Raw genomic sequence first — 25,454 nt, 5'->3', positions numbered from 1 at the left:
ATCATAATTACCAAGTCTAGTAAATATTTCAAAAAGAAACACAACGAAGTTATGAAAAAGAACTTTTATACAGAGGAGAGTTGTACATGGATTTACAATTACAAGGAAAAAACATATTGATTACAGGTGGATCGAAAGGTATTGGAAAAGCCATTGCAAAAGTTTTTGTATCAGAGAGAGCCAATGTTTCAATTGTTGCTCGAAACATGGAGTCGTTAGAAAAAGCGAAAGAGGAACTTGGTGGTAATGTTTCTATTTTTCAAGCAGATATATTAAATGCTGATGAGCGTGAAAAGCTAATCCAATCTTTTGTGAAAAAAATGGGAAGAATAGATGTCCTCATCAATAATGCTGGTGGTAGTAATGGAGATAAAGCCATGGAAACGGAAATGGATTTATTTTATGAGGCACTAGAGTTGAATTATTTTTCAGCAGTTCATATAAGTAAATTGGCAGTTGAACATATGAAAAAACATCGCAGTGGATCGATTATTAATATAACCTCAGTATTTGGAAGAGAGAGTGGGGGAAAAGTAACTTATAATAATGCAAAATCTGCATTAATTAGCTTTACTAAATCTTTAGCTGACGAAGTGATTTCATTCGGAATTCGCGTTAACAGTGTTGCACCTGGAAGTATTCTTCATGAAACAGGAAATTGGAAAAAACGCCTTGAGGAAAACCCTGAAGGTATTAAAGAATTTGTTAAAAATGAAATTCCAGCAGGTCGTTTTGGAACTCCTGAAGAAATAGGGAATGTCACTGCTTTTCTTGCTTCTGATAAAGCATCGTGGATTGTAGGAGCTAGTATAAATGTAGATGGAGGACAATCAAGGATGAATTTTTAATTTTGAAGCAAAAACGTTTAAGGTTGCAATAAAAAATTTAAAAAACCCCTCATTAAAACAATCATATTGAATCATTATTGGGTGTACTGCTTTCATCTAGGAATTTCTTTTGTTTTCATTTTGAATAATAAAATGCTTCTATATTTTCATAAAAATAACCGAACAATTCTAGTAAGAGAATGTTCGGTCATTTTGCATGTAAACTCTTTTAAAGTAGTGTTTACTTTTATGTGTTTTATTTTTTTACAGCGTGAAGGTAATGAATGGTTTCAAAGGCTAATAGATAATCTTTTCGATTGTCGAAATATTGTTCATTAATTTTATCTGGCTGCAAATGTTCATAAATGAGTAAACCTGCTTTTTCTAACAAATTCTCTATTTCATCATAAGTAAAACACGATTTCATTGATTCTCCGCTTGCTGAAGCCATTTTCACCATATTTTCAACTCTATTAGAGATTCCTTTTTCTTCAAATAGTTTTTCGTCTGCATAATCAAATACTATTGAACTTCCAGAAGGGACTAAGGCAAATAAATGATCTATTAAGCTTGAAATTTCCTCTTTAGTCAAATAATAAGAAACACCTAAAAGACTAAAGAAAGTTTTTTTGTTACAATTAAACCCTTCATCTAATAGAGTTTGATAGGAAAACTTCTTGGTGAAGTCCATAGGAACAAAATGAAGATTACTTGGGATATTAAATTGAGCTTCATCCAACCTTTTCTTTTTAAATTCCTGTGTAGCAGGGTGATCAATTTCAAATATTTCTAAGCTATTTTCCATTTCTGGATATCGGAAACAAAAAGTATCTAACCCTGCTCCGAGTATTACATATTGTTTTAATCCTAGCATCACTTCATTAAGTAATACTTTTTCGCAATACGCAGCACGTGCCAAGGGTGTTGGTGATAGTTGAATTTGCACAATCCATTTTAATATCTCATCTGTATTTTCTTTAAATTTTTGCGCTATATCTTTGTTGAAGAAATGTATGCCTTGAACCATATTCTCTTTGATGTCATTAAATTCATTTTGCTTAATTAAATCTTTGGCTAAATAGTCATTAAAGATTTTAGGTGTATCGAATTGACTATGGTAAGCTCTGCCAAATGCTGATATTAATGAAGTTAAACTAGACTCATCCTTTTTCATGCAAATACACTCCTTCATTTTAAAACAAAAAAATAGGATTCCCCTGGCCAGGAGAATCCTATTATATACATTAAATTTATAAAAGTAAATTATAGCATAAATAAATTTTTTTGTCAAGTTTTAATTGAAAACTTAAATGATTTCTTACAATAATAGACAACTGTAGACCATAAATGAGCAGTATGATGACAAATTGCAATGAATGTTCCACATTTGAAGCCTTTTTTTGGACAAACAGCGTTTTTATAAATTATTATTATTAGGCAAGATTAATAAGACACGAATAAAGAAAATATGTACTGGTTCAAATGGCTTGAACTATTTGAAAATAATAAAGAAGCAATAAAGGTAAAGAACTTTATGGTTCAATGTAATGTAGCCTATGCTTATACAAAGACAGCAGATTATAAAGAAAGAGAGCTAATATTTGTTAAAGGAGATTGAGGTATGACAGAATTTTGGGAATCAAGTTTTATAGAAAATCAAATGATGTGGGGATTTGAACCTTCAGACTCCGCAATCTTGACAAAGGACTTTTTCCTTGAAAAGAAAGTTAAGGATATATTGATTCCTGGTATTGGATATGGTAGAAATGCAAAGGTTTTTATTGACAACGGAATAAATGTAACAGGAATTGAGATTTCAAAAACTGCGATTGAATTGGCAAGGCAAAATGGGCTTAATTTTAGTATGTTTCATGGTTCAGTATCCGATATGCCTTTTGATAACAAACTTTATGATGGTATATTTTGTTATGCGCTTATTCACTTATTGAATAAGCGTGAGAGAGATAAATTTATTAAAGATTGCTATAATCAGCTAAAGCCAAACGGATATATGATTTTTACTACTATTTCAAAAGAAGCCCCAATGTTTGGAAAGGGCAAACAACTGGGTAAAGACTATTTCGAGATAATGGAAGGGGTAAAAATGTTTTTTTATGATTCTGACTCGATAAAACAAGATTTTGGAAAATATGGGCTGATAGAACTTTCGGAAATTGTTGAGCCTCATAAGAATATGGAAAATAAACCTCCATTTAAATTTATAATGGTAAAATGTCAAAAAGAACAATAATTATAATTGAGTAAAAATTCAAAAATAATTAATTGTTAATTGATATGGTTTATATGTAATCTATTCACTAAGTCCTTCAGTGCTTATGCATTATTAATAAAAGGCGAATGAAGGGAAGTCAAAGGGCTTCCCTTAAAAATCGCTTAATTTTCAACACCATTTTAAAACATTGCCTAATAAAAAAATTCTGAAATTTAACCTATCGTTTATATTGAGGATACATGTTGGGCAATAAAAAAACAGAAGATAAGTAGTTCAGTTTTGGAGTAAAAACGTATAATCGCACTCCATAATGAACTACTTAAATTTTACAGCGATAAATGCTATTCTATATCGTTCTATAAGCTCCATTAACTTTCGTTTGTTTATGACATCAATCTTTTCCCATGGTCTATGCCTTTGGGCTACCTCATTGACTGTTTTGATGAATACTTCTACTCTCCAGGCATTCGCAAAAGAGCCCCAATCTAGAGAAAAACCATATTTTCTACCCAAACATATTCCAGCTTCCACAATGGAACCGTGCCAATCCAAAACTGTACCTAATGTATCAAACATAATAATTTTTATTTTTGAAATGTCCATAGTGACCACCCGATATTAGTTTTGCGTAAAACTTTTATGAGACCATCATTGAATTAGTGTTTAGAATCTAGATTGCAAACATATAGTTAGCTTGATGTAAAGGGAGTACCAAAAACGAAAAAATTACTTGGTAGGGGTGAAAAATTTTTCAGCCACGAACAGGTATGTGTCCTTGTAGCAAGAGACTGAACAAAATCAACAGTTTCTAAAGTAGCCTGTATGGGGCGTGTTGTGAAAACCAAAGTAGATAAGTTAATTGGCTCAAAATTAACTTCTGAAAATGTTCTTGTCACCGATGCTTGGAGAGCCTATAAAACTCATGTAAAAAAAGGATTAGAACATTACAGAATTAATCAAACGATGGCAAACACGTTATTAAGGACTTATATCACATTCATAATGTCAATGGTCTCCATTCTCGTTTGAACAATGGATAGAACGCTTTCAAGGTGTATCTACGATATATCTGGATAATTACCGTACTTGGTTCTTGTTTGTTGATAGCCACAGTAGCTGTAACTGCTAAACTAAAGTAAGCAGAAAATGCTATTTGCAATAAAGAAACTAACTATCAAGTATATTCGTCAAATATGGAAAGGAGGCAGATAACTTTGAAAAAGTTAGTATTTATTCCAATATTGATTTTTTTATTTGTAACTTTGATGGGTTGTGATTTAATTCCATCTAAAGATAAATTGTCGATTGAAATGATAGCATTCAATAGTCTTACAGATAAAGAAAAAGAATTAATTCCTGTAAGTCCGAAAGATTCAATCATAGAGAAAATAACAGTTAAGGATGAAATTAAATCCTTTATTGATAAGGACTATGACAAAGACCAAGTTTATTCTGTTACATTTAATAATACTGAAACTGATTCATCGGGAAAACTTACGGTTTTTGTTGATTTGGATAAAGAAACAGTTGTGGGGAAAGGCTTTACGAGCAAATAATATCTTTCCCTGTTACAAAATGAAGCATCAATAAAATTAGGAAACCTTTTAAAGTTGGTTTCCTTTAATTCTATTCAGTTATCAACATTAAAATTTAACAGAGCCAAAATAATAAAGGAAATCCGATATTTTAGGAAAGACTGTGTAGCTAAGCAGGACAATTTTACATGAATGATGAATCATAAGATGTATTCTTATTTTTTTAAAGGAGTGAAATTTGTGTCTAACGTTGAGATAAGAAGACCTCGAGTAGAGGACATTGAAGAACTACATCAATTTTTCGATATAGTTATTAAAGATACGTTTGCTAATGAAAGATTATCGGAGTTGGCTGATGATATTGAAAATGAGATTGAAAGCAAGAAGAAATACTTGAAATATGATTTCGAGAGTTATGGGAAAGAGAGATATTTTTTAATTGCTTTTGATAAGATGGGTAATAAAATTATCGGTACTATTGAATATGGTCCCGCAAGTGAATTAATTGACAAATTAACCGAAGGAGCAATGAAAGACTTGCATGAAATAGGGACTGTATTTGTTCATCCGGATTATCAAGGGCGTGGTATTGGAAGGTTACTGTTAAATGTGATGTTCTTAACTTTGTTGAATAGAGAAATTAAAGAATTTTGTTTGGATAGCGGTTATTCCAATGCTCAGAAGATCTGGAAGAAGAAATTTGGAGAGCCTGATTATTTCCTACAGAATTATTGGAGTGAGGGGTCTCATCATATGATTTGGCGGAGAAGTATAAATGATATGTCTATCGTTTTTAGTAGATAAATATAGTGAACGTTAAACTTTTGGTAAATGAAAAAATACGCCCCTGTATAATTAAATAGGGGCGTGAACAGGTCTATATTTTCTTAACCTTCATTTCTCACAAGTAAAGCACAACACTCGACATGAACTGTGTTAGGAAATAGGTCTACAGGTTGAACGGCTTTAAGTGTGTAACCAAAAGGTTCAAGTTCTTTGATATCTGTTGCAAAAGTATCTGGATTACATGATACATAGACAATTCGTTCTGGTTGGGAACGGCCGATTCTCCTCATTACTTTCCCGCCTGCTCCTGAGCGAGGAGGATCAAGCAATAATAATTCAGGGTTGCCAAAGCTTTCTAATACTTCATCAATCCCTTTTCTGGCATCCTTCGCTAAAAAGTAAGTATTTGAGATTCCATTATCTTGTGCATTTCGTTTAGCTGATTCGATGGAAGTTTCGACAATTTCGATACCAGCCAGTTTGGCTACTTGACTAGCAAATGGTAAAGAAAATGTTCCGACACCACAGAAAAGGTCGATCATTTTTTCTGTTTTCTTAGGTTGTCCCATTTCTAAGGCTATTTCTACTAATTTTTGGGCTTGGGTTGGATTCGTTTGGAAAAAGGTATCAAACCAAAGTCGATAACGGTATCCAACCATTTCATCATAGATAAAATCACGTCCTGCCAGAATATGATTTTTTTCTGATTGGGTACGGTCAGCCCATTGTGTATTTTCAAGCCATAATAAGCTTTTTACTTGCGGGAACTTCTCCTCAACACGAACAACCAAATCGTTAATCGCTGATTCGAGATGGCCAGTAGGTGCTTCAGTAGCAAAAAGGGCAAGCATCATTTCACCTGTCACAAATGACTGACGGACCATTAGATGCCGAAGCAATCCTTCATGGGCATCTTTATCATAACCTTTTAATTGATGAGATTTTACCCAGTTTGCTATCTCCATTGCAGCTTCTACCATTTCCTTCCCTGCAATTAGACATGTTTCAAGTTCGATAATTTTTCGGAAGTTCCCTTGTTCATGTAATCCGAGAGAGCCATCTTTCGCAAAGGTAAATTCCATTTTATTGCGGTAATGCCACGGATCATCCATTCCAATTGTATCTCGAACAAGATTTGGGTCAAATCCTTGCGATTCGATCGCTTGCTTTACATGATTCGTTTTCTGTTTAAGTTGGCCAGTATACTGCCAATGCTGCCATACACAGCCGCCGCACAGATCAAAGTGTGGACAAGGTGGATCCATTCTTTCAGGGTTGGCTTCCAAAATTTCTTCCGCGATCGCTTTTCGTCTTCTTCGATCCGGTTGATCAACGGTTACACGTACTTTTTCACCAGGGAGTGTTTGCGGAATCGTCAGTTTTAATTTCTTTGGATTTCCAAGCTCATTCTCACGCCAAACTACCGCTTGTCCTGATCCTTTTTTATCTAATTGGCGTATTTCAGTTACCAAAGTTTCTCCAATTTCGTTTACCAATGAAGTTTCCTCCTAATTTTCATCTAATATGTTAAAGTATTGGTCATACTTATTTATCTTTAATTTTTAACACACTTCCTTAGTATACATAAATTAGACCGGATTAGGAATGGTTAAAACATTTGTTAAGAATTGAACTTTCAAAACAAATTAGGAGTAATTATTATTCTAAGTTTTATTTTATCGATCATCGGTTTAATTAAAAAAAGCCTAAAGAATTAATATATATATATTGTAATAGGGTTGCATTTATCTTTTAATAGCTGTAGGAATGTTACTTTTAATCATATTTAATTACTGGCTTCACGTGTCTAGATATTAAAAGTAGTTTCTTAGAATGAGTGAGAAGTACGGAAGGAAAAATTTAATCATCCAAATATTAGATAACGTCTAGCGCCTTTATTTTGGGACACCTTCAAAACAGGACTATTTAACTAATTTTATGAATAATCCGAAAATTATTGAAATAATGTAAACATCTATGTCAAAATGTACATAACACAAGGCCTTGTGAATATTAAATGAAAGTGGGATTGTATGTTTAAAAAACATTCTGCTCTTATTTCGATTGTACTTAGCATTGCACTACTTATACCATTACCAGGTATGAGATATGCTGCAAAGGGAGAAGAGGCTCTGCAGCAGCATGCTGCACAAAGTGTAACGAATGACCTACAAGTAGGTGACGTAAACATTGTTCCACTCCAGGTCACAGGTCCGCCAAAGGATCGACTCAACTTAATTATCTTTGGCGATGGATATACTGCTAACGAAATGGATAAATTCCAAAAGGATGTTGATAGAAACCTAAACGTCCAATGGAGTGTAGAGCCGTTTCGTAGTTATCGTTATTACTTTAATGTGTATATGGTCCAAACCCCTTCTAAAGATTCCGGCATCAGCTGTGACCCTGACGACGGAAATGTCCGTCGCGATACGGTATTCAACTTAGAGTTTGCAAGTAAATGCCCTGCAGACAAACTAGCACGGGGTATCACCTATGGTTCTGGCGGCACACAAGCACGTACGAAAATCATTAACGAGAATGTATCCCCTACTCTTGGTATTTCGTCCAATTCTCAGAACATCCAGACATTAGTAATCGCAAATACCTTTACATATGGAGGTATCGGTGGTGTCCATGCGACAACCTCGGGTGGAAGTCCCCAAGGACCATTAGTCTCCTTGCACGAGTTAGGGCACTCGCTTGGGAATCTTCAAGATGAATATGCCTACTATGATCGTGGAGTTCCAGGAGGGCAACATCCAATTAGCGAGCCGAGTTCCATTCATCACACACGAATGTCCTCTGAGCAAATGATTGAGAAAAAAACTAAGTGGTGGCGCTGGTTAGGTGAGGAGAGTGAGTCTGGCGGCATCATCCGAGCTGCCGATTCTAATGGATATGAGAGTGGGGTATACTATAGCTCTAATGTGTGGCGACCTAGTGAACATTCGATGATGAGACATACTGGTTTCTATTTTGATCAGGTCAGTCGGGAACAAATGACCCAACGAATTACCGGTATGCGCAATGCTAACATGATGCCGTTATTATCGACTACAGTCGGAGAGGTCGGTCCAAACGATGTGGTCTGGGTCGAGACGATGCACCCAAGATTCCACATCTTAGATGTTTCATGGGAAATTAATGGTAAAGAAATATCAGATACTCATAACAGCCGCTATATAAAGCTAGCTGATTTAAACGTAAAGAACGGTGATACTGTTAAGGTAACAGTAAAGGACCAGACTGAATTTGTCCGGGATCCAAACTATCTGAATGGTCCAAGGATGACTCAGACTAGAGAATGGACTGTTGGTAATCCGCTGACAAAGACGTCGGTAGATGTGAAATTCACATTCTCATCACCGACGAGTCATGCCCTAGCTAACAATGAGGTAGTCTTTGTCGAAACCACAAACCCGAATGACAGGGTGCTGGAAGTAACCTGGGAGCTAAACGGCAAAAAGATTTTAGGAACAAATAACAGCCGTCTTCTCGATCTAGGAAAATTGAACCTTCCTAAGGGTGCCTCTCAACTGAAAGCGATTGTAATTGACCCGGGCAACCCTAATGGTGATAAGGATACACTTATTTGGACTATAGACAATGGTTTGCCAACAGCTGCTAGATCATTATCTGAACCGCTAGTAAAATTAACTGGTAATGTTGAGCACAATGTTTACTTTAACGATTTCGATATGCTCCTCAAACCAAAGGATGATCAGCAAGGATTCGTCGTTGGTGAGTTCCGTTTAAACGGTGACGGTTGGTATAACTATTTTGGATTTCCAGAGAAGCCAGATGGAACGCCATTTAAGTTCACACACTCAGGAACCAATGTAAAAGAATTAACGTATGGGAATCTTGGTACTGGCGGTTTGTCAAAAGCTACTTTTGAACAGACTTATACTGCAAAGGATCCAGGTGGTCCATTTATACCTGGCTTTGGTACACACACAATTGAACACCGTGCCATTGATGCTGCTGGAAACATTGGCAAAGCGGATAAGTTCAAAGCAACTGTGTTGCCTGGGGAATTAGCTAAATGTACCACAACTGTCACAGGTAAACACAATGGCGGAATAGTCATCACTAAGGGAGTGACCTGCATTAAGGACGCTAACATCAATGGTGGTGTCAAAGTTAGCAAAGACGCATCAGTGGTGGTATTTAACAGCTCAATTAAAGGAGGTTTACAAACGGATAAAGCCAACCTTGTACAAATGTTTGGCACAACTGTGAATGGGCAAACCAAAATTACAGGAACAACAAACAATGTGACATTAGCAGGAAACAAATTCAATGGTGGTCTTATTTTGTCCAAAAACAACCAAGTCTCAGCGAATAAGCAATTCGGCAGCTATGGACCTATAATGGCCGGAAACTATGTTAATGGTAATCTTTCCAGCAACGGAAACAGCTCGAAGGTTAGAGACTTCGGAGCCCCAAATACTATAACAGGGTCCATTTCTGGCCAGTGAAAGGATATGAAATAAAAAGTTACTAGTATGCTCCTGACAAGTTGAAATTGAACTGGTGTGCGGTCATTATTATAACAACACCTTTTAGTATCTAAATCGTGGTCTAACATAAATCATAAATAAAATTCATGTTTGAATGTTAGTTAACTAGACTAATAATTAAATGCCTTGCTGCATATGAAGTGTAGCAAGGCACTTATTTTTTTCTGGCTTGATATTCCATTCTGTTACAATACCACAATTACTATGAACGAATTTTTAGATGGTAAACCTATTGTGCGGCAAGTAATAAGAATTATTATCCTTCCCACAAGGATTTAGTATATTTTTGTCACTGTCCACTAAAAAGGAGGCGGAAATGAAACTAAATAATAGCATCATTGCAGATATACGGCAGTTCAATAGATTTTATACGAATATTCTTGGTGTATTAGATAAACATATATTGGATACCGGATATTCTTTAACTGAAGCTCGGGTCATTTTAGAAATAGGTTTGATGAACAGTATATAGCAAACAGCTTCGTTGATAAACTAGAAATTGATCGAAGTTATATGAGTAGAATAATAGTCAAGCTAAGTAAAGATGGACTTCTTATTAAAGAAAATTCGAAACTGGATATTAGAACTAGTCTGATCCGATTGTCAGCAAAAGGGGTCGCTCTGTTCAATCAGATAAATGAAAAATCTGATGAACAAATAAAGAAATTATTCCAAGGTTTATTGGAAAAAGAAATGAAAGAAATCCATGCTTCTATGTTGTTTATTCAGAAAAAATTGAATCGTTTGGATAGAATATAGAATGATAAGATTTGATAATGATTATACAGAAGGTGCTCATGAGCGTATTTTGAAACGTTTAATGGAAACCAATGAAGAACAAACTCAGGGTATGGTACGGATGTTCATTGTGAAAAAGCTAGAAATTATATTAGAAAAGCATGTGATACAGCGACTGCAGATATACACTTTCTAGTAGGAGGGACTCAATCGAATACCACGATTATCACTTCGGTTTTGCGCCCGCATCAAGGTGTGGTTGCTGCAATTACCGGTCATATTGCAGTACATGAATCTGGTGCGATTGAAGCCACTGGTCATAAAGTACTTACTTTGCCGAGTGATGATGGGAAAATTCAGGCAGAACAGGTGAAAGAATTATTTGATGCTCATTGGAATGATGTAACTCATGAGCATATGGTACAGCCAGGATTGGTTTACATATCTCACCCTACTGAAAATGGGACGACTTATAGTAAATCCGAGTTGGAAGCACTAAGTAAGTATGCAAGGAATGTGGTATACCGTTAATGATGGATGGGGCAAGATTAGGATATGGTTTGGTTTCAAAAGATAGTGATCTTTCTTTAGCAGATATTGCAAGTCTTTGTGATATTTTCTACATAGGGGGAACAAAAGTTGGAGCAATGTTTGGTGAAGCAGTAGTTATCATAAATGATGCCCTGAAAAAGGACTTCCGGTATATGATCAAGCAAAAGGGAGGATTACTTGCTAAGGGCAGATTATTGGGAATCCAATTTGAAACATACACTATTTGAAGATGGTTTATACTATGAAATTTCTAGTCACGCTGTGGAAATGGCCATGATGATTCGTGAGGCATTTGTTGAAAATGGATTTTCATTACGATATGATTCCACAACTAATCAGCAGTTTCCCATTTTACCAGATGATGTATTAATAAATTTAGGAAAAAAGTATTCATTTTCATTTTGGGAAAAGGTCAATCCTACACACAGTGTAGTAAGATTTTGTACCAGTTGGGCGACGAAGAAAGAAAATGTGGAAATGTTAGTAGAAGATATTAGGGCCATACATAGTTGACTATTGACTTAAATAGATGACTCGGGTTGCTCTCTACAGTAACAATAAATTATTTATTAAACAGCAAAATTTTTGAATGCGCTAAGTGGGAAAGATGAATTCTCAAGATTTAGAAATTAATCTGAATTGCATTTGAAGATTCTTCTCCGCTAACCTATACTTTATTAAAAGGAGTTGACCAAATATGAAAATAATGGAAGTAATCAAGTCCCGCCGTTCAATTGGCGCTGTTGAAGAAAAAGATGTGCCAGATGAAGTCATTCATACCTTGTTAGAAGCGGCAACATGGGCCCCCAACCATAAAAAAACGGAACCTTGGAAATTTCGCGTTGTGAAAGGGGAGGGCCGTATAAAATTAGGTAATGAAATGGCACGAATTACTGAAATGAAAACAAAAGGATTAAGTGAAGAAGATGCACAAAAAATGATTGAAAAAGCAAGAAAAGGACCATTAAGAGCACCTGTCATTATTATCATGGCGGTTAGTCCAACCGGAAAGGTGCCGGAAATAGAAGAAATTATAGCAGCTGGATGTGCGATGCAAAACGTATTGCTCCTTGCGACAGAAAAAGGCTTAGCAACAATCGCAAGAACTGGAGATATAGCTTATGAACCTGAATTAAACAAGTATCTTCAATTAGATGAAAACGACAAAATTGTAGGACTTGTTTATGTTGGTTATCCAAAACAGGATTTCGATATTAAAGCACAACGGATCCCGGCAGAAGAAAAAACAATTTGGTTTAGGTAATTTTAAGGATTTCTCTTCTCAGTATAGTGAAAGAGATATAAATATTTTGGATATTAAAGAAAAGTAATTCTTTCTGTTTTGTTTATTAAGTAAAGGGTTACTTTTCAAATTTACTACAGAATTTATAGTTTATTTGCTCCGGGTCCTTGAAAAATCGTAAAAAGGTGCCTTTTGTGAAAGACACCTCGTTTTATATTGATTGTATTTTAGTCTCTCGTTGCTTCAATTTCAATGGAGACTTTAACCTGGTCTCCGACCATGACTCCTCCTGCCTCTAATACAGCATTCCAAGTTAATCCATACTCACTCCGGTTGATCGTTCCATTTGCACTAAAACCTGCTTTTATGTTCCCACCTGGATCTGTTGCTTGTCCTTCATAAGTAACTAAAAACATTTCTGGACGGGTAGTTCCGTGAATAGTTAAATCCCCAGTTACTTCATACTCACCTTCACTTTTCTTTACAATCTTACTAGACTTAAACTGCATTTTTGGGAATTTTTCTACATCAAAGAAGTCAGCAGAACGTAGGTGATTATCTCGGTCTTTGTTTCGAGTGTCGATGCTGGCTACTTCTACATTGAACTCAATATCTGCTGTTGTTAAATCTTCAGGATCAGCTTCAATTGATGCGTCGAATGTAAGAAAGGTTCCTTTAACTTTTGCGATAACCATATGTTTGATTGAAAAATCGATACTACTATGTACTGTATCAACAACCCATTTGTGCTTTTCAGCCATCAAATTACCTCCATTTTATGTAAGTCTCAATACCCATTATGTCCCTGGTTATGTTAATACATTCATCATTAACATATATCTAGCTATCTTTGGGTTTCGGAACTTCTTATTTAACAATCTATGCTTATGTAAAAATATTTAATGATCTCCATCCCTAGACGGAGAAAAAATCAAACATAATTATGAGGTAATTTCCTGAAATTAAAATATAATGAATATTGTAGGCAAATAAATATTTTAAAAACGATTAGGGGGACAACTATGCTAAATAAATCATTGATTGAAGATGTACTTACCGCAGCGTTATCTACTGGCGGTGATTTCTCAGAGATATTCGTAGAAGATCGGTTTACGAATAATATGATGTTGCAAAGTGGAAAAATCGAAACGAGTTTGGCAGGACGCGATTTTGGTGTAGGTATTCGTGTATTTAAGGGATTGCAAAGTGTCTATGCGTATACCACTGATTTCTCAAAGGAAGGTTTAATAAAAGCAGCAAAAAATGCTGCCCAAGCAATAAACGGTGATCACATAATTCAGCTATCTCCATTTGTTAAAGAAACAGCTGTTAATGTTCATCCAATTGAATTATTGCCACAAGAAATTGCAAAAACTAGAAAAGCTGCCGTTATGAAGAAGGCTTTTGATACAGCAAAAAACTACCATTCTAGCATTTCACAGGTTACGGTTCGGTATATGGATGAAGAACAAAATGTATTAATTGCAAACTCTGAAGGAAAGTTTATTGAAGATAAACGAGTAAGAAGTCGAATGGCCATACAGGCAATCGCATCACGTGGCAATCAAATGGAAATGGGATTTTATGGACCGGGTGCCCATCAAGGGTTTGAATTTATGGAAAATTTAAACTTGGATCATTATGCAAAAGAAGCTGCCAGAATTGCTGTGACTATGCTAGATGCAGATCCATGTCCAAGCGGAAAATTTCCAGTGATTATCGATAACGAATTTGGCGGAGTTATTTTTCATGAAGCATGTGGACATGGATTAGAGGCTGCTGCAGTTGCGAAAAATAATTCAGTTTTTGCGAATCGAATTGGTGAAAGAGTAGCACCTGAAATCGTTACATATATTGATGATGGTACATTAACCAATGAATGGGGTTCTATTAATATTGACGATGAGGGTGAAAAGGCACGTAAAAATGTTCTGATTGAAAATGGGATTCTTAAAGGGTATTTAATTGATAAATTTAATTCAAGACGAATGGGAATGGAGTCTACAGGTTCAGGTCGCAGGGAATCGTTCCGTTTTGCCCCTACTTCAAGAATGACAAATACATTTATCGCACCTGGAAAATCAACACCAGAAGAAATTATATCTAATACTGAACACGGAATTTACACTAAATACATGGGTGGGGGTCAAGTAAACCCAGCTACAGGTGATTATAACTTTGCTGTTATGGAAGCCTATGAAGTGAAAAACGGGAAATTAGGAAGACCATTAAAAGGAGCCACTTTAATTGGAAATGGTGCAAAAACGTTACAGCTAGTTGATATGGTCGGGAATAATTTAGGGCATGGAGCAGGTATGTGTGGTGCATCAAGTGGGAGTATTCCTGTTAATGTAGGGCAGCCAATGATACGAGTTAGCGAAATCACAGTAGGCGGAACAAAGGGGGAATAAGTGGATGAATCTACAAGACTTTCAACAAAAGCTTTTTGATGCAGCATTAAATGATGGTTTTTCAGAAACAGAAGTTTACTTTGAAAATAAAGAAGTATTTGGTTGTCGAATTTATAAGGGAGAAATTGATCAATACGAAATTGCCGAAGATGGTGGTGTTTCATTTCGTGGACTGTACAACGGAAAAATGGGCTATGCCTATTCCGAAAAAATAGATAGTGAATCGATTCCATTCTTGGTTGCAAGTGCAAAAGAAAATGCCTGCATCATTGAGGATGAAAGTGTGGAAGATATTTTTTCAGGAAGTGATCACTATGAACAGGGAGATTTTTTCTCAAATGAATTGAACGAGGTCACCATTCAAGAAAAAATTCAATTAATAAAGGATGTAGAAAAGGAAGTTCTAAACTATGATCCAAGAATTTCTGGAACGGATTATTGCTTGATCAAAACCGTCAACTCAACAAGAGCCCTTTCAAATAGTAAAGGAGTTTCTTTGAAAGATCGTTCGAATTATTTATTCCTTATTGTTGAAGCGATTGCGAAGGATGGAGAGGAAACGAAAACAGGTTTTAAATATATTGTAACGAAAGATTTTTCATCCCTTAATGCTAAGGAAATTGCAAAACAAGCAGCTGAAGAAGCCCTTTCATTCTTAGGTTCTAAATCAATTGAAAATAAAGATTATCCTGTACTATTAAGAAATGATGCAGCAGCCAATTTGTTAGCAACTTTTTCTTCTGTCTTTTCAGCTGAAAATTCACAATCAGGTAGATCTCTTTTACACGATAAACTGGGAACAAAAATAGCGGATGGTAAAGTAACAATTACCGATAATCCTTTATTGAAGGATGGTGTAGCCAGCAGGACATTTGATGGTGAAGGGGTTGCTTCTCGAATAACTAAACTTGTTCATGAAGGTGTACTGCAATCGTTTCTTCATAATCAAAAAACAGCAAATAAGGATCAAACATTAACAACTGGAAATGCACATAAAGAGTCCTATAAAAGCGCAGTAACGGTTGGTCCATCTAATCTTTATATTGAACCAGCATCAGTGTCCTATGAAGAATTGATTGCATCGATGGATGAAGGAGTCATTATTACGGAATTATCTGGCCTCCATTCAGGAGCTAATCAAATTTCTGGTGATTTTTCAGTAGCCGCTAATGGTTATTATGTGAAAAACGGAAAAATTGAGACCCCGGTTAATTTAATGACCATTGCAGGAAATTTTTTTGAATTATTAAACCAGGTTGAAGGTATAGGCTCAGATCTCATTTTTCCACTAAGTAATATTGGTTCACCTTCATTGAAAATCAAGTCGTTAGCAGTTACGGTAGAGTAATAGGTTTATATGTTAAAAAGATCGTGCCGGATGAAAGGTTCGATCTTTTTAATTGTATTTTAACGGGTATGTGTGATCATCTAGTTTTATTTTCACACATACCCTGGTTGAATTTTAAAATCAACAATCAATAACAAAACCATTTTTATACATAACTAATGGATTTTTTCTATTATAATGTAGATATATAAATTGATAGTCAACTTTTAATTGAGGTGAGAACGGATGGAAACAATAACTTTTGAAAATATTTATACCCTTGGACATATTGAATATGAAAACGATTTCTATAAACACTATCATTATCCGGAAATGTTAATAAGATATGATAGTAATTTTTTAGACTTCAAAAGAATGCCATCTTTAGAGGAATTCCTAGCATCAGCTGTATATTTACGAGACTATCATAAGAAACGTGGTCAAAAGCATGTGAAATTTTATTTTCCTGAAAATCAAAAACCTACTGAGGAATTAATGAATTATTTTAACCAAAATGATTATCAGTATGGATTTAGTGAGTTGTATATGATAGAGCCTCATCAATTTCCTACGGTTAAGAACGATCCAGATATAAAAATTATCCCAGTGAATAATGAAAATTTTGACACATTCTTGAAACTTCAGTACGAAATAGATTTAGAGTTTGGTGAAGAATTCGCCAATCAAAAGGTGGATTTACATAAACGTAATTTTAATGATGATAATATCATACAAGTTCTTGCTATTTATAAAGGGATTCCTGCTGGATCTGTCGATATCATTATCTCAGAGAGTACAGCAGAAATTGACCAGTTAACTGTTTTAGAAACATTTCAGAGAAAGGGGATTGGTTCGAGGCTGCAAAGATACGTGATGGATCAATATCCTAATCAAACCGTGATCTTGGTGGCAGATGGAGAAGATACACCGAGAGAAATGTATCAAAAGCAAAACTATCAATATCTTGGTTACAAATATGAATGTTATAAAGTGTACTCGGACAAATAGTTGTTTTACAAACGTTTAATTTTGGTGGCATTTTATACTTTAAAGCGGTGATGGATGCTTTTGTATCATACATGGAGGAGGAGCTTAGGGATGAAAAGTGAATTGTTTTATTAAAACCCAAAAACGATCTTGAATAAAGGGACAGGCTTTCTTTCCGGTTACACTCATTCTCTTAATCCATATACAGGCTGCTCATTTGGGTGTTCCTACAGTTATGTAAGGCAAATGCCTATTTCCCTCTTTAGAGAAGGGGAATGGGGGAACTGGGTTGATGTTAAAAACGGTGCAGGTATTCTGTTTAGCAAGGAGCTTCGCAGTGCCAAAGCAAAAGGAGAAGTGACTATTTTTATGTCTTCAAGCACAGATCCATATCAGCCTGTAGAGCATAAGGAAAAAGTAACGCGTTCATTACTAGAGGTTATGGTTGAAGATCCTCCTGATTTCTTGTTAGTGCATACGAGAAGCCCCCTTGTATGTAGAGAAATTGATTTGCTTCAGCTACTAAAAGAAAAAGTCAGGGTAAGTATGACGATTGAGACGGATTCGGAAACGATGCGCAAACAGTTCACTCCGGGGGCACCTCCTATTCAGGCACGCTTTAAAGCCTTGCAAAAATTAGCGGACGCAAATATTCCGACCCAGGTTGCGATAGCACCCATACTGCCAAGTGGTGAGAATTTTCCTCACAAATTGAAATCATTTGTTGATCGGATTTGTATTGATGACTAATATATGGGCGACGGCAGTGGAGGAAAACGGACAAAAAAACTAGGAATTGAAAAAAAAGTATGCCGATCTTGATTTAGAAGAATGGCATGGACCTCAAGCGGTCCAAGAGGTTTATAAGAGATTCTTAGAAGTTTTTCCCGAAAATCAAATTTATGTAAGCAAGAAAGGGTTCGAACCGTAATATAAAACTGTAAAAATAGGTCCTACGGGGCTAGTGTCAGAGATAATAAAGTTGTTTAATTTACAATAAAGTCGTTTAAAACATAATAAAGTTGTTTGAAAAATCTCATTTTGATTTGGACTTCTGCAACTAAAGGGGCAGGAGCTAAAGAAGAAATGGTAGAATTTATTTAAAAATAATACTAACAGGTAGTGTATCTTCAAAAAGTAAATCACACACATTCTTAAAAATATTTAATAAACAAGGAGACATTATAACATGACAACTTCTAATAAAAATTTAAGGATTTGTGACAAAGGGCATAAATATTATAAAAGTAGCGATTGCTCAACATGTCCGATTTGTGAGCAGGAGCGGAAACCTGAAAAGGGTTTTCTTGCATTGCTTTCAGCTCCTGCAAGACGAGCGTTGGAAAACAATGGTGTAACTGTTGCCAAGTACAAGTAGCAGTAGCGCCTTAGTCGAGATCTTCCACGTTTAGAGAGGATTATTTGCCCTTTCCATTTACCTGAGCTAGCTTCTGCTAGATGTAATCCCGCATGTCTCAACAGAGAATTCCCATGTGCGAATCCACTTAAATCGCCAGCTTCTCCTAGAATACCAGCCAGTGAAATTTCGCTGATACCCTCGATGGCAAGTATTTTTTTCGCAAATGTAATTTGTTTAAGTATGCTAGTGACTTCTTGTTCTACTCTTTCAAGTTGAGTTGTAGCTAAATCAACTCTTCAAGTAAATGTTCTAAATGGAGCTTATGGGCTTCGTGTGCTTGTTTAGAACCTACAGAGTTTGTAGCAAAGTCAATTTGGGCTTGTGCTTTTTTGAGCCCAGAGTGTCTCTTCATCACTGTTTTCCAACCTTTAACGATATCCTGGGGTGTTATTGAACTTAATTCATTTGGTGTAGGGAATAACCGAAGGGTTGCGATCGCACCTTTTCCCTTTATATCCTTAAATACTTGTCGAAGCTCAGGAAAGACAATATCTACCCAACGATTTAATTGGTTAATAGAGCTAACTAGACGCTTAACTACTACATCTCGGTTAGCCATGAGTACCCGAAGCTTTTCGAAGGACTCAGAAGTAGGTCGGATGAAGGAGTAATATCCATTTTTGACCATATCTGCAATTACTAATGCATCTTTTTTGTCGCTTTTGGATTGAGTGTTATCACGATTCTCCTTATTTTTTTTCACAAGATGAGGGTTTACGGTTACTACATCAATATTTTGATCGTATAGCCATTTAGATAGGCTTAACCAGTAGTGTCCGGTTGGTTCCATACCAACAATTTCAGTAGTGTACCCTTTGGAACTTTTTAAGCTATTAATCCATTCTAATAATCTAGCGAAACCGTTTTTATTGTTCTCGAAGGAGAGAGGATCACCAACAACTATTCCACGATAATTCACAGCGCGAGCAACATGAAACTGTTGTGCAATATCTACACCAACAACAAGATGTTTATCCGAAATTCTTTCTATTAGTTGGACACTTTTCCTTCTCGGATCGATTGTGCTAAAGGGGCAATCGCAATCGAATTCACTTCATCATATGTAGGTTTCTGTATTCCCGTGGGGTACAGTTATAAAAACGTTTGAACATTTTTGAGAAATTACTTGGACTGTCAAGCCCACATAAACTTGAAATTTCCGAAATGCTGTTAGCAGGATTTTTTAAAAGAAAATCTGCTCCTTGCATAATTCTATGTTTCAATAAATATTGAATGGGAGAGAGTTGTATGGTCCTTTGAAAACAGCGTAAACACTCTCTTTCTCCAATATCAGCCACTTTTGCAATATCAGCCAAAGTTAAATTGTCTGAAAAGTTATTGTGAATGTAATCAAGCATCTTCCTGATACGGAGATTATCCTGATTAAGGCCCATATCTCCCGTCGCAAGTTCCTGTTCAAATTGCCGGTACAGAAAAAAACAAATATTGGATAACTTTTCTCTGACAATGAATTCAAAGCCAGAAGCATTTTGAGCTAACGCTTCAAAAGCACTCCTAAAATGATTTGTCGCTTTTTCGTTATTGTCTGTACTTAATAAATAGCCATCAAATGAAGTGCAAGATATAAGTGGCAGGATAAATTTTTTTGCAAATACAGAATCCTTGTTTCCTGTGATAAGTATTGGGCTGAAAACCAGAGACTGCAATTCACAATAGGAGGCAGTCATTGCAACATGGGGAATGTTGGAATTTAAAGCAATACAATCCCCCTTTTCTAAGTGAAATGATTTCCCCGGTATATGCAGTTTCAATGCTCCATCTTTTATATATATAAATTCGATTTCTTCATGCCAATGCCACGGTATAATATCTTTTGATTCTTCTATAAATCGTTCAGAATACCCAGCGCAGGGGAATTCAAAAGTTCCGTGTGGCTGAAGTTCTTTACCTGCACTGTTCAAATTCAATCCACATTTTTGTAATCCCATCGTTCGTCTCCTATCGGTCGTTTTTGTTATAGTATACGTCCGAAATTGAATTGTATCAATTAATCTGAGGGCGATATACTTTTATTAGTAAATTAAATAGCTCAGGGAGGAAGTGATACTGTTGTTTTATGGACAATTACTCCCTGATTTGACAAAGCTAGAAATCCCGCCCGGTCTAATTATAATGATAGTTTAGAGAGAAATCATTCCCTTTACCTCAATAGATAATACTTGTCGGGATTCTTGATGGATGAACTTGAACAATCGGTTGGGTTTATTCTATATTTGTGTTTAATAATTCTTGTAAATGAGGTGTTCATTATTAGTCAAATCACCAATAATTCGATTTGCTTGAAGAAAATCAATCAAGAGCTCATTAAACAGGCGTTAAAAATGAAGGAGCAGGGAACGAAATCCATGATTGCGAGAGCAACAGGTCTCAATATGGGAACTTGTGGAAATATTCTTAATGAATTTATAGAGACCGGTAAGATCATTGAGTCAGAATTGGAAAAGCCCAACAGCGGAGGGCACGCAAGGCGTTATGTATACAATGCAAATTTTGCCCATATTGCTTGTCTCTATGTCAGTCAGTTCTGTAGGCGGCCAACATTCTCTTACCTATGTGGTGGCGAATTTAATATGGGAGACCGTGGAAGAGGAATTTCAAGAGGTGCCCCTAGCTGACGGTTTTACTATCGACCGTTTCGTTGAGGCTTTAGTCTTGAATTATCCGGATATCAAAGCGCTTGGCATCGGAATTCCCGGTTTTGTTCACCAAGGAGTTATTAATGTGTGCGACATTGCCGAGTTGCGAAACGTTCCACTGGAAGCACAGTTGAGGGAGAAGTATGAACTTGAAGTTACAGTCGACAATGATATGAATTTGACCGCCTATGGTTTCTATAAAAACAGAACTGTGATGAAGACAAAACGATAGTTGTCATAACCATTTTTTGAATAAAAAGTTCTGTAAGGTAGCGTGGAAAAGGATGGTTTATATAAGAAATTTAAAAATTTTGAATGAAATAATGATATATTGTTGAATTTTTGAATAAAGGTACCTAAACTCTTTCACTCTTCCACTTGCAAAAAAACTGTAAAGAACTGATGAGTAGTTTTAAAACTATTAACGTAGCAGAGGTCAAAAAGCAGTTTATTAAAATAAAGTGCGGAGGAAGAAAGATGTTAATTAGAAATGTTGTAGTTCAACAATCAAGAGGTCTTCAGGCTGAAAACTCTGTTAAATTGGTTGAAATTGGTTCCTCATTTAACAGTGAAATCACCATCATTAAAAATGGAATTTCAGCCGAGCTCGATATAATAGAAATTTTTAATTTAAACGTTGAAGAAGGACAGGAGATTACGTTAATAGTAATTGGATTGCACGAAAGATATGCAATTGAGGTATTGGCAGATTATCTTATGGACAAATTGTAACTTTTAACCTTGTATATACAGAATAGGTAAGGTAAACGTTTCAAAACTTTATGATAGTCGATAGTTCAATGAAAACTGAAAAGGAAAAAATGTAGTAGGAGAAAAGTAAAAACCTGACCACCTAGTATTATCAGTAGACAGAAAAAATGCAATAAGACTGCTCAGAATTGTATTAGTAAAACTTAACCAGGCAAAAGGTTGATTGGAACTAATCAATATTGAGCTTCCACAGATCCGAAATAGTAGTGCTTTGTTTTTCAGAAAGAGAATCTGCCAAATATTGTTGATAGTGGCGGATTGGGGCATAGCATTTTTAAGAAGCACAAATATGAAACAGCCATTAGTTTTGGGGGGACAAGTATGAACCATTCATTAAACAGTCGTCAAATTCAATTATGGTGTATCGCCATTTATTTCATTTTTGCACTGCCTGGGTTTGCTATAGCATCATGGGTATCGCGTACGCCAACTATTCGGGATGCTCTCGGGGCTACAACGGCACAGATGGGGTGGATTATTTTTGGATTGTCAGTAGGATCCATAATCGGCTTGACGAGTGCAAGTCATCTTATTGCGAATAAGGGTGGTCGCTTTGTAATGGTAGCTGGGCTTGCGGTCAGTTCGTTTGGACTTGTAATTGTAGGTGTTGGCGGAACATGGTTGACTAATGGCATCACGGTGTTTTTGGGATTAGCTGTCTTTGGCTTCGGGAATGGAGTATGTGATGTGGCGATGAACGTGGAGGGAACCGCGGTTGAGAGGGCTGCTCAAAAATCGCTTTTAACCGGTTTTCATGCCGCGTTCAGCATGGGTACGCTGTTTGGAGCAATGACTGGAGCAGCTGCGGTTAAGGCTGGTATCTCGGTCCCGATCCACATGGTGATTACCGTGGCGCTTATTGTGCTGTCAGTTATATTTTTATACCGGCTTGTACCCGCAGGCACAGGGAAGGAAACTAGCAGTGATTCAATTAAGCCGCCAATGAGCGCTAGGGAGCGCACGTTCGTATGGAAAGAAAGGCGCACCGTTCTAATTGGTATCATCGTGCTTGGAATGGCCTTTGTGGAAGGCTCTGCAAACGACTGGTTACCGCTAGTTATGGTGGACGGCTATAACGTTTCGCCAGCAATGGGTTCATTCGCTTTTGGACTATTTGTCGGTGCAATGACTTTTACCCGTGCAGTAGGCGGCATATTGCTCAATCGTTTTGGTAGAGTTGTCGTTTTGCGGGCATCAGCGCTTTTTGCGATTGTAGGGCTGCTTATAGTTATATTGGGACAGAGTTACGCAGTCGCAACTGTCGGGATTTTGTTCTGGGGAATTGGCGGGGCATTTGGCTTTCCGGTGGGGCTATCCGCTGCAGGAGACGATCCACATGGAGTAGCAGCAAGGGTAAGCGCAGTATCTACGGTTGGTTATCTTGCATTCCTTGTAGGTCCTCCTTTTTTGGGGATTATCGGCGAATCGGTCGGATTGCTGCGAGCACTTAGTGTCGTGCTCATCGCTGTAACTATCGCTGGATTTCTTTCCCAAGCGGTGAAGCCCATTGGGAAGCAAAATAGTTCGAAAACTGAATCGGATGTATCTAATTACTAGGTATAGTTCGAAATCCTAAGTTGTGCTTTCTAGATATCCAGCTCAAAATTATATGGTTTTACTGGATAAAAGGTAAAAATGTACCACTTCGACAAGTGCTGCTCTTAATTTTTATTTCTTTTTCTCGTTTTTACGAATAGCAAAGTAATACATGGAACTGCTTAAGATAGATAATTCTATTAGAATTTTTACTTTAGGAGTGCATTATGCTTTGTTTATCACGATACCAGTGTGACATTCATATAACACTTACCAAAAAGTTGTAATAGAAAACTAGGAGCTCTTAATTTATTTACACTTTATTGAATAGATTTAGAGTCACTATTAGTCGTTAACGTACTATGAACTTCTTATCCAATTGGGGGAAATCGTATGATTAAATTAGTGTTAACTGATATGGACGGAACATTCTTGAACAATAACGGTGATTTTAATAGGGAACATTACAAGGATGTAAAAAAGATTATGAAAGAAAAAGGCGTTGTATTTGCTCCAGTTACCGGCAAACAATGTGAACGTGTAGAAGAGTTATTTGGTGATGATGCAGATGATTTGTGGATTTTAGGTGATAGCGCAACTCGAATCAAGCATAACGGAGTATTTGTTTATGAATCTCTACTAAGTAATAAATTAGGATTGGAAATTATCCGTTTACTTGAGGAAATAAGTTTGGAACATACCATTATTGCATGTACAAGAAACGGTGCAGTTATAAAAGAAAACATACCTAAAGAAGAAGCGGCTATTGTCAGAACGTCCTATGCTCAAGTAATACAAGTCCCTGATTTTAATGAAATAACAGATGATTTTGTTAAAATCACGATTCACGACCCATTGTTCAGATGTATGGAGACCAAGGAAAAACTATCTCTGTTTTTTGAGTCGGCTTACATTGTGGCTTCTGAAGCAGCATGGATTGATATAGCGAATGCGAATGTTCATAAAGGAACTACAGTTGCACACTTGCAACGTTTATTGAATATTACCCCGGAAGAAACAATGGCATTCGGAGATGGTTACAATGATTTAGAACTCATGGCTCGCGCTACGTATAGCTTTGCAGTTCGAAATGCAGTTCAAGAATTAAAAGATGCTGCAAATTTTATTACCCGTTCAAATGAAGAAGATGCTGTTATGAAAACAATCATTCAGATACTATCCATACAGGACAATAATTACTAAAGTGGAAAATTAAAATGATTTGGAGGACATTAGGAAAATTAGGTGAAGCCAAATGGTGGAAGGTATGAAATTATTAACGCTAAACTGTCATTCTTGACAAGAAGATAATCATTTCACTATGACTGCTTTAGAAATGGGTTACAAAAAGTATTTTGAACAATGGAAAGATCAAGGATTACTTAACTAATAAGGGCATTTCTTATTGAAGTAAAGGGGCAGTTGAAGAAGAAAAACGTATAATGCGTATTTGAAGCAAAACGACGGAGGGGTGAAGTGATGAAATCGTTTGTTACATCAGCTTTAAGTGCAATCATAACAGGGATTTTAGACGCAAAGAGGGAAAAATTAGTTTTACTATTACTTGCTCAGAATGCGGATGTCTTGGAGAATTAGGAAATTATTTTTCAAAAGAATCTGGGGATATAGCAGTTGTTAATGGTGACGGAATCGGCGAAAACGAAGAAAACATTGTATCAATTCGATGCAAGAAATGTGGAATTGAAATAGTCAGTTCAGAATTTTAATGCACAGTTCGATTCTATTGTGAAGAAATGTACTTAAGCTAAACCAGCTAATAGTTTGTCAATATATTTCATTAAAAACTTTAAAATAGTTCATGCTATACTAAAATGTGCATGCCAAATAACCCTCCGTTAGTCTAACTTTGGAAGGTTTTATATTATTTAGTTATATTTAGGTTCT

At 36.1% G+C, this 25,454-nt stretch carries 20 protein-coding genes and 6 pseudogenes; 20 read left to right on the top strand and 6 right to left on the bottom strand.

Annotated elements, in window-relative coordinates; genetic code table 11:
- The first annotated feature begins 86 nt into the window (after positions 1 to 86).
- Positions 87 to 848 (top strand): SDR family NAD(P)-dependent oxidoreductase, encoded by a 762-nt coding sequence (locus ACQKP0_RS21040; protein ID WP_427407799.1) that lies wholly within the window; start codon positions 87 to 89, stop codon positions 846 to 848.
- A gap of 235 nt (positions 849 to 1,083) precedes the next feature.
- On the opposite strand, the gene ACQKP0_RS21035 is transcribed toward ACQKP0_RS21040, so the two are convergent.
- Positions 1,084 to 2,001: a class I SAM-dependent methyltransferase gene (locus ACQKP0_RS21035; protein ID WP_427407798.1), complete on the bottom strand. Its 918-nt coding sequence runs from the start codon at positions 1,999 to 2,001 to the stop codon at positions 1,084 to 1,086.
- 294 nt (positions 2,002 to 2,295) lie between these two features.
- Here ACQKP0_RS21035 and ACQKP0_RS21030 point away from each other — a divergent pair.
- Together ACQKP0_RS21030 and ACQKP0_RS21025 are read left to right on the top strand one after the other, a co-directional pair.
- A pseudogene (locus ACQKP0_RS21030) lies at positions 2,296 to 2,445 on the top strand (IS1595 family transposase); the annotation flags it as partial.
- A 3-nt stretch (positions 2,446 to 2,448) separates the two neighbouring features.
- A complete protein-coding gene (locus ACQKP0_RS21025) occupies positions 2,449 to 3,078 on the top strand; it encodes a class I SAM-dependent methyltransferase (protein WP_427407797.1) in 630 nt (209 codons plus the stop codon).
- Between the two features lie 297 nt (positions 3,079 to 3,375).
- On the opposite strand, the gene ACQKP0_RS21020 is transcribed toward ACQKP0_RS21025, so the two are convergent.
- Positions 3,376 to 3,663, bottom strand: coding sequence for a hypothetical protein (locus tag ACQKP0_RS21020; RefSeq protein WP_427407796.1), 288 nt, complete (start codon positions 3,661 to 3,663; stop codon positions 3,376 to 3,378).
- A gap of 147 nt (positions 3,664 to 3,810) precedes the next feature.
- On the opposite strand from ACQKP0_RS21020, the pseudogene ACQKP0_RS21015 reads away from it, so the two are divergent.
- The 3 genes and pseudogenes from ACQKP0_RS21015 to ACQKP0_RS21005 all read left to right on the top strand — a co-directional run.
- Positions 3,811 to 4,177 (top strand): annotated as a pseudogene (locus tag ACQKP0_RS21015) (IS1595 family transposase); the annotation flags it as partial.
- A gap of 97 nt (positions 4,178 to 4,274) precedes the next feature.
- Positions 4,275 to 4,616, top strand: coding sequence for a hypothetical protein (locus ACQKP0_RS21010; RefSeq protein ID WP_427407795.1), 342 nt, complete (start codon positions 4,275 to 4,277; stop codon positions 4,614 to 4,616).
- Between the two features lie 186 nt (positions 4,617 to 4,802).
- Complete coding sequence (locus ACQKP0_RS21005) at positions 4,803 to 5,399, top strand: GNAT family N-acetyltransferase (RefSeq protein WP_427407845.1); 597 nt, start codon at positions 4,803 to 4,805, stop codon at positions 5,397 to 5,399.
- Positions 5,400 to 5,482: 83 nt separating this feature from the next.
- Here the strand turns inward: ACQKP0_RS21005 and rlmD are convergent, their stop codons facing one another.
- Positions 5,483 to 6,877, bottom strand: coding sequence for a 23S rRNA (uracil(1939)-C(5))-methyltransferase RlmD (gene rlmD, locus ACQKP0_RS21000; protein ID WP_427407794.1), 1,395 nt, complete (start codon positions 6,875 to 6,877; stop codon positions 5,483 to 5,485).
- Positions 6,878 to 7,414: 537 nt separating this feature from the next.
- On the opposite strand from rlmD, the gene ACQKP0_RS20995 reads away from it, so the two are divergent.
- The 4 genes and pseudogenes from ACQKP0_RS20995 (at position 7,415) to ACQKP0_RS20980 (ending at position 12,461) form a co-directional block, all read left to right on the top strand.
- Complete coding sequence (locus tag ACQKP0_RS20995) at positions 7,415 to 9,865, top strand: M64 family metallopeptidase (protein WP_427407793.1); 2,451 nt, start codon at positions 7,415 to 7,417, stop codon at positions 9,863 to 9,865.
- A 358-nt stretch (positions 9,866 to 10,223) separates the two neighbouring features.
- A pseudogene (locus tag ACQKP0_RS20990) lies at positions 10,224 to 10,666 on the top strand (MarR family winged helix-turn-helix transcriptional regulator).
- Position 10,667: 1 nt separating this feature from the next.
- Positions 10,668 to 11,710: pseudogene (locus tag ACQKP0_RS20985) on the top strand (threonine aldolase family protein).
- A 184-nt stretch (positions 11,711 to 11,894) separates the two neighbouring features.
- A complete protein-coding gene (locus ACQKP0_RS20980; protein ID WP_427407792.1) occupies positions 11,895 to 12,461 on the top strand; it encodes a nitroreductase family protein in 567 nt (188 codons plus the stop codon).
- Between the two features lie 206 nt (positions 12,462 to 12,667).
- Here the strand turns inward: ACQKP0_RS20980 and ACQKP0_RS20975 are convergent, their stop codons facing one another.
- On the bottom strand, positions 12,668 to 13,201 hold the full coding sequence (locus ACQKP0_RS20975; protein ID WP_427407791.1) for a YceI family protein: 534 nt from the start codon (positions 13,199 to 13,201) through the stop codon (positions 12,668 to 12,670).
- A gap of 261 nt (positions 13,202 to 13,462) precedes the next feature.
- On the opposite strand from ACQKP0_RS20975, the gene ACQKP0_RS20970 reads away from it, so the two are divergent.
- The 5 genes and pseudogenes from ACQKP0_RS20970 to ACQKP0_RS20950 all read left to right on the top strand — a co-directional run bounded on the left by ACQKP0_RS20970 (position 13,463) and on the right by ACQKP0_RS20950 (position 18,543).
- Positions 13,463 to 14,851 (top strand): TldD/PmbA family protein, encoded by a 1,389-nt coding sequence (locus ACQKP0_RS20970; protein WP_427407790.1) that lies wholly within the window; start codon positions 13,463 to 13,465, stop codon positions 14,849 to 14,851.
- 4 nt (positions 14,852 to 14,855) lie between these two features.
- A complete protein-coding gene (locus tag ACQKP0_RS20965; RefSeq protein WP_427407789.1) occupies positions 14,856 to 16,199 on the top strand; it encodes a TldD/PmbA family protein in 1,344 nt (447 codons plus the stop codon).
- A gap of 225 nt (positions 16,200 to 16,424) precedes the next feature.
- Positions 16,425 to 17,186, top strand: a complete 762-nt coding sequence (locus ACQKP0_RS20960; protein ID WP_427407788.1) for a GNAT family N-acetyltransferase — start codon at positions 16,425 to 16,427, stop codon at positions 17,184 to 17,186.
- Between the two features lie 126 nt (positions 17,187 to 17,312).
- Positions 17,313 to 18,096 (top strand): annotated as a pseudogene (locus ACQKP0_RS20955) (radical SAM protein).
- 258 nt (positions 18,097 to 18,354) lie between these two features.
- Entirely contained in the window at positions 18,355 to 18,543 is a 189-nt protein-coding gene (locus ACQKP0_RS20950; protein WP_427407848.1) for a hypothetical protein, read from the top strand.
- Here the strand turns inward: ACQKP0_RS20950 and ACQKP0_RS20945 are convergent.
- Positions 18,504 to 19,606, bottom strand: a pseudogene (locus ACQKP0_RS20945) (IS110 family transposase); the annotation flags it as partial. The gene ACQKP0_RS20950 and the pseudogene ACQKP0_RS20945 sit on opposite strands and share 40 nt — an antisense overlap.
- Before the next feature lie 28 nt (positions 19,607 to 19,634).
- Positions 19,635 to 20,534, bottom strand: coding sequence for an AraC family transcriptional regulator (locus tag ACQKP0_RS20940; RefSeq protein WP_427407787.1), 900 nt, complete (start codon positions 20,532 to 20,534; stop codon positions 19,635 to 19,637).
- A 231-nt stretch (positions 20,535 to 20,765) separates the two neighbouring features.
- On the opposite strand from ACQKP0_RS20940, the gene ACQKP0_RS20935 reads away from it, so the two are divergent.
- From ACQKP0_RS20935 to ACQKP0_RS20915, 5 genes are all read left to right on the top strand, one after another.
- Positions 20,766 to 21,221 (top strand): hypothetical protein, encoded by a 456-nt coding sequence (locus ACQKP0_RS20935; protein ID WP_427407786.1) that lies wholly within the window; start codon positions 20,766 to 20,768, stop codon positions 21,219 to 21,221.
- A complete protein-coding gene (locus ACQKP0_RS20930) occupies positions 21,187 to 21,474 on the top strand; it encodes an ROK family protein (RefSeq protein ID WP_427407785.1) in 288 nt (95 codons plus the stop codon). The genes ACQKP0_RS20935 and ACQKP0_RS20930 overlap by 35 nt, the downstream gene beginning before the upstream one ends.
- Positions 21,475 to 21,719: 245 nt before the next feature.
- Entirely contained in the window at positions 21,720 to 21,974 is a 255-nt protein-coding gene (locus ACQKP0_RS20925) for an HPr family phosphocarrier protein (protein WP_427407784.1), read from the top strand.
- A gap of 360 nt (positions 21,975 to 22,334) precedes the next feature.
- Positions 22,335 to 23,570: an MFS transporter gene (locus ACQKP0_RS20920; RefSeq protein ID WP_427407783.1), complete on the top strand. Its 1,236-nt coding sequence runs from the start codon at positions 22,335 to 22,337 to the stop codon at positions 23,568 to 23,570.
- 372 nt (positions 23,571 to 23,942) lie between these two features.
- On the top strand, positions 23,943 to 24,752 hold the full coding sequence (locus ACQKP0_RS20915) for an HAD family hydrolase (protein WP_427407782.1): 810 nt from the start codon (positions 23,943 to 23,945) through the stop codon (positions 24,750 to 24,752).
- Positions 24,753 to 25,454: the final 702 nt, after the last annotated feature.

This window comes from Heyndrickxia sp. NPDC080065 (assembly GCF_050281185.1).
GTDB lineage: Bacteria > Bacillota > Bacilli > Bacillales > Bacillaceae_C > Heyndrickxia.
The sequence above is the reverse complement of the archived record's forward strand: the minus strand, read 5'-3'. Positions and strand labels throughout refer to the sequence as shown.

Coding starts and splice junctions, on each gene's coding strand:
- ACQKP0_RS21040 (WP_427407799.1), top strand. CDS start 87: ATGGATTTACAATTACAAGGAAAAAACATATTGATTACAGGTGGATCG.
- ACQKP0_RS21035 (WP_427407798.1), bottom strand. CDS start 2,001: ATGAAAAAGGATGAGTCTAGTTTAACTTCATTAATATCAGCATTTGGC.
- ACQKP0_RS21025 (WP_427407797.1), top strand. CDS start 2,449: ATGACAGAATTTTGGGAATCAAGTTTTATAGAAAATCAAATGATGTGG.
- ACQKP0_RS21020 (WP_427407796.1), bottom strand. CDS start 3,663: ATGGACATTTCAAAAATAAAAATTATTATGTTTGATACATTAGGTACA.
- ACQKP0_RS21005 (WP_427407845.1), top strand. CDS start 4,803: ATGTATTCTTATTTTTTTAAAGGAGTGAAATTTGTGTCTAACGTTGAG.
- ACQKP0_RS20995 (WP_427407793.1), top strand. CDS start 7,415: ATGTTTAAAAAACATTCTGCTCTTATTTCGATTGTACTTAGCATTGCA.
- ACQKP0_RS20980 (WP_427407792.1), top strand. CDS start 11,895: ATGAAAATAATGGAAGTAATCAAGTCCCGCCGTTCAATTGGCGCTGTT.
- ACQKP0_RS20975 (WP_427407791.1), bottom strand. CDS start 13,201: ATGGCTGAAAAGCACAAATGGGTTGTTGATACAGTACATAGTAGTATC.
- ACQKP0_RS20970 (WP_427407790.1), top strand. CDS start 13,463: ATGCTAAATAAATCATTGATTGAAGATGTACTTACCGCAGCGTTATCT.
- ACQKP0_RS20965 (WP_427407789.1), top strand. CDS start 14,856: ATGAATCTACAAGACTTTCAACAAAAGCTTTTTGATGCAGCATTAAAT.
- ACQKP0_RS20960 (WP_427407788.1), top strand. CDS start 16,425: ATGGAAACAATAACTTTTGAAAATATTTATACCCTTGGACATATTGAA.
- ACQKP0_RS20950 (WP_427407848.1), top strand. CDS start 18,355: ATGACAACTTCTAATAAAAATTTAAGGATTTGTGACAAAGGGCATAAA.
- ACQKP0_RS20940 (WP_427407787.1), bottom strand. CDS start 20,534: ATGGGATTACAAAAATGTGGATTGAATTTGAACAGTGCAGGTAAAGAA.
- ACQKP0_RS20925 (WP_427407784.1), top strand. CDS start 21,720: ATGTTAATTAGAAATGTTGTAGTTCAACAATCAAGAGGTCTTCAGGCT.
- ACQKP0_RS20920 (WP_427407783.1), top strand. CDS start 22,335: ATGAACCATTCATTAAACAGTCGTCAAATTCAATTATGGTGTATCGCC.
- ACQKP0_RS20915 (WP_427407782.1), top strand. CDS start 23,943: ATGATTAAATTAGTGTTAACTGATATGGACGGAACATTCTTGAACAAT.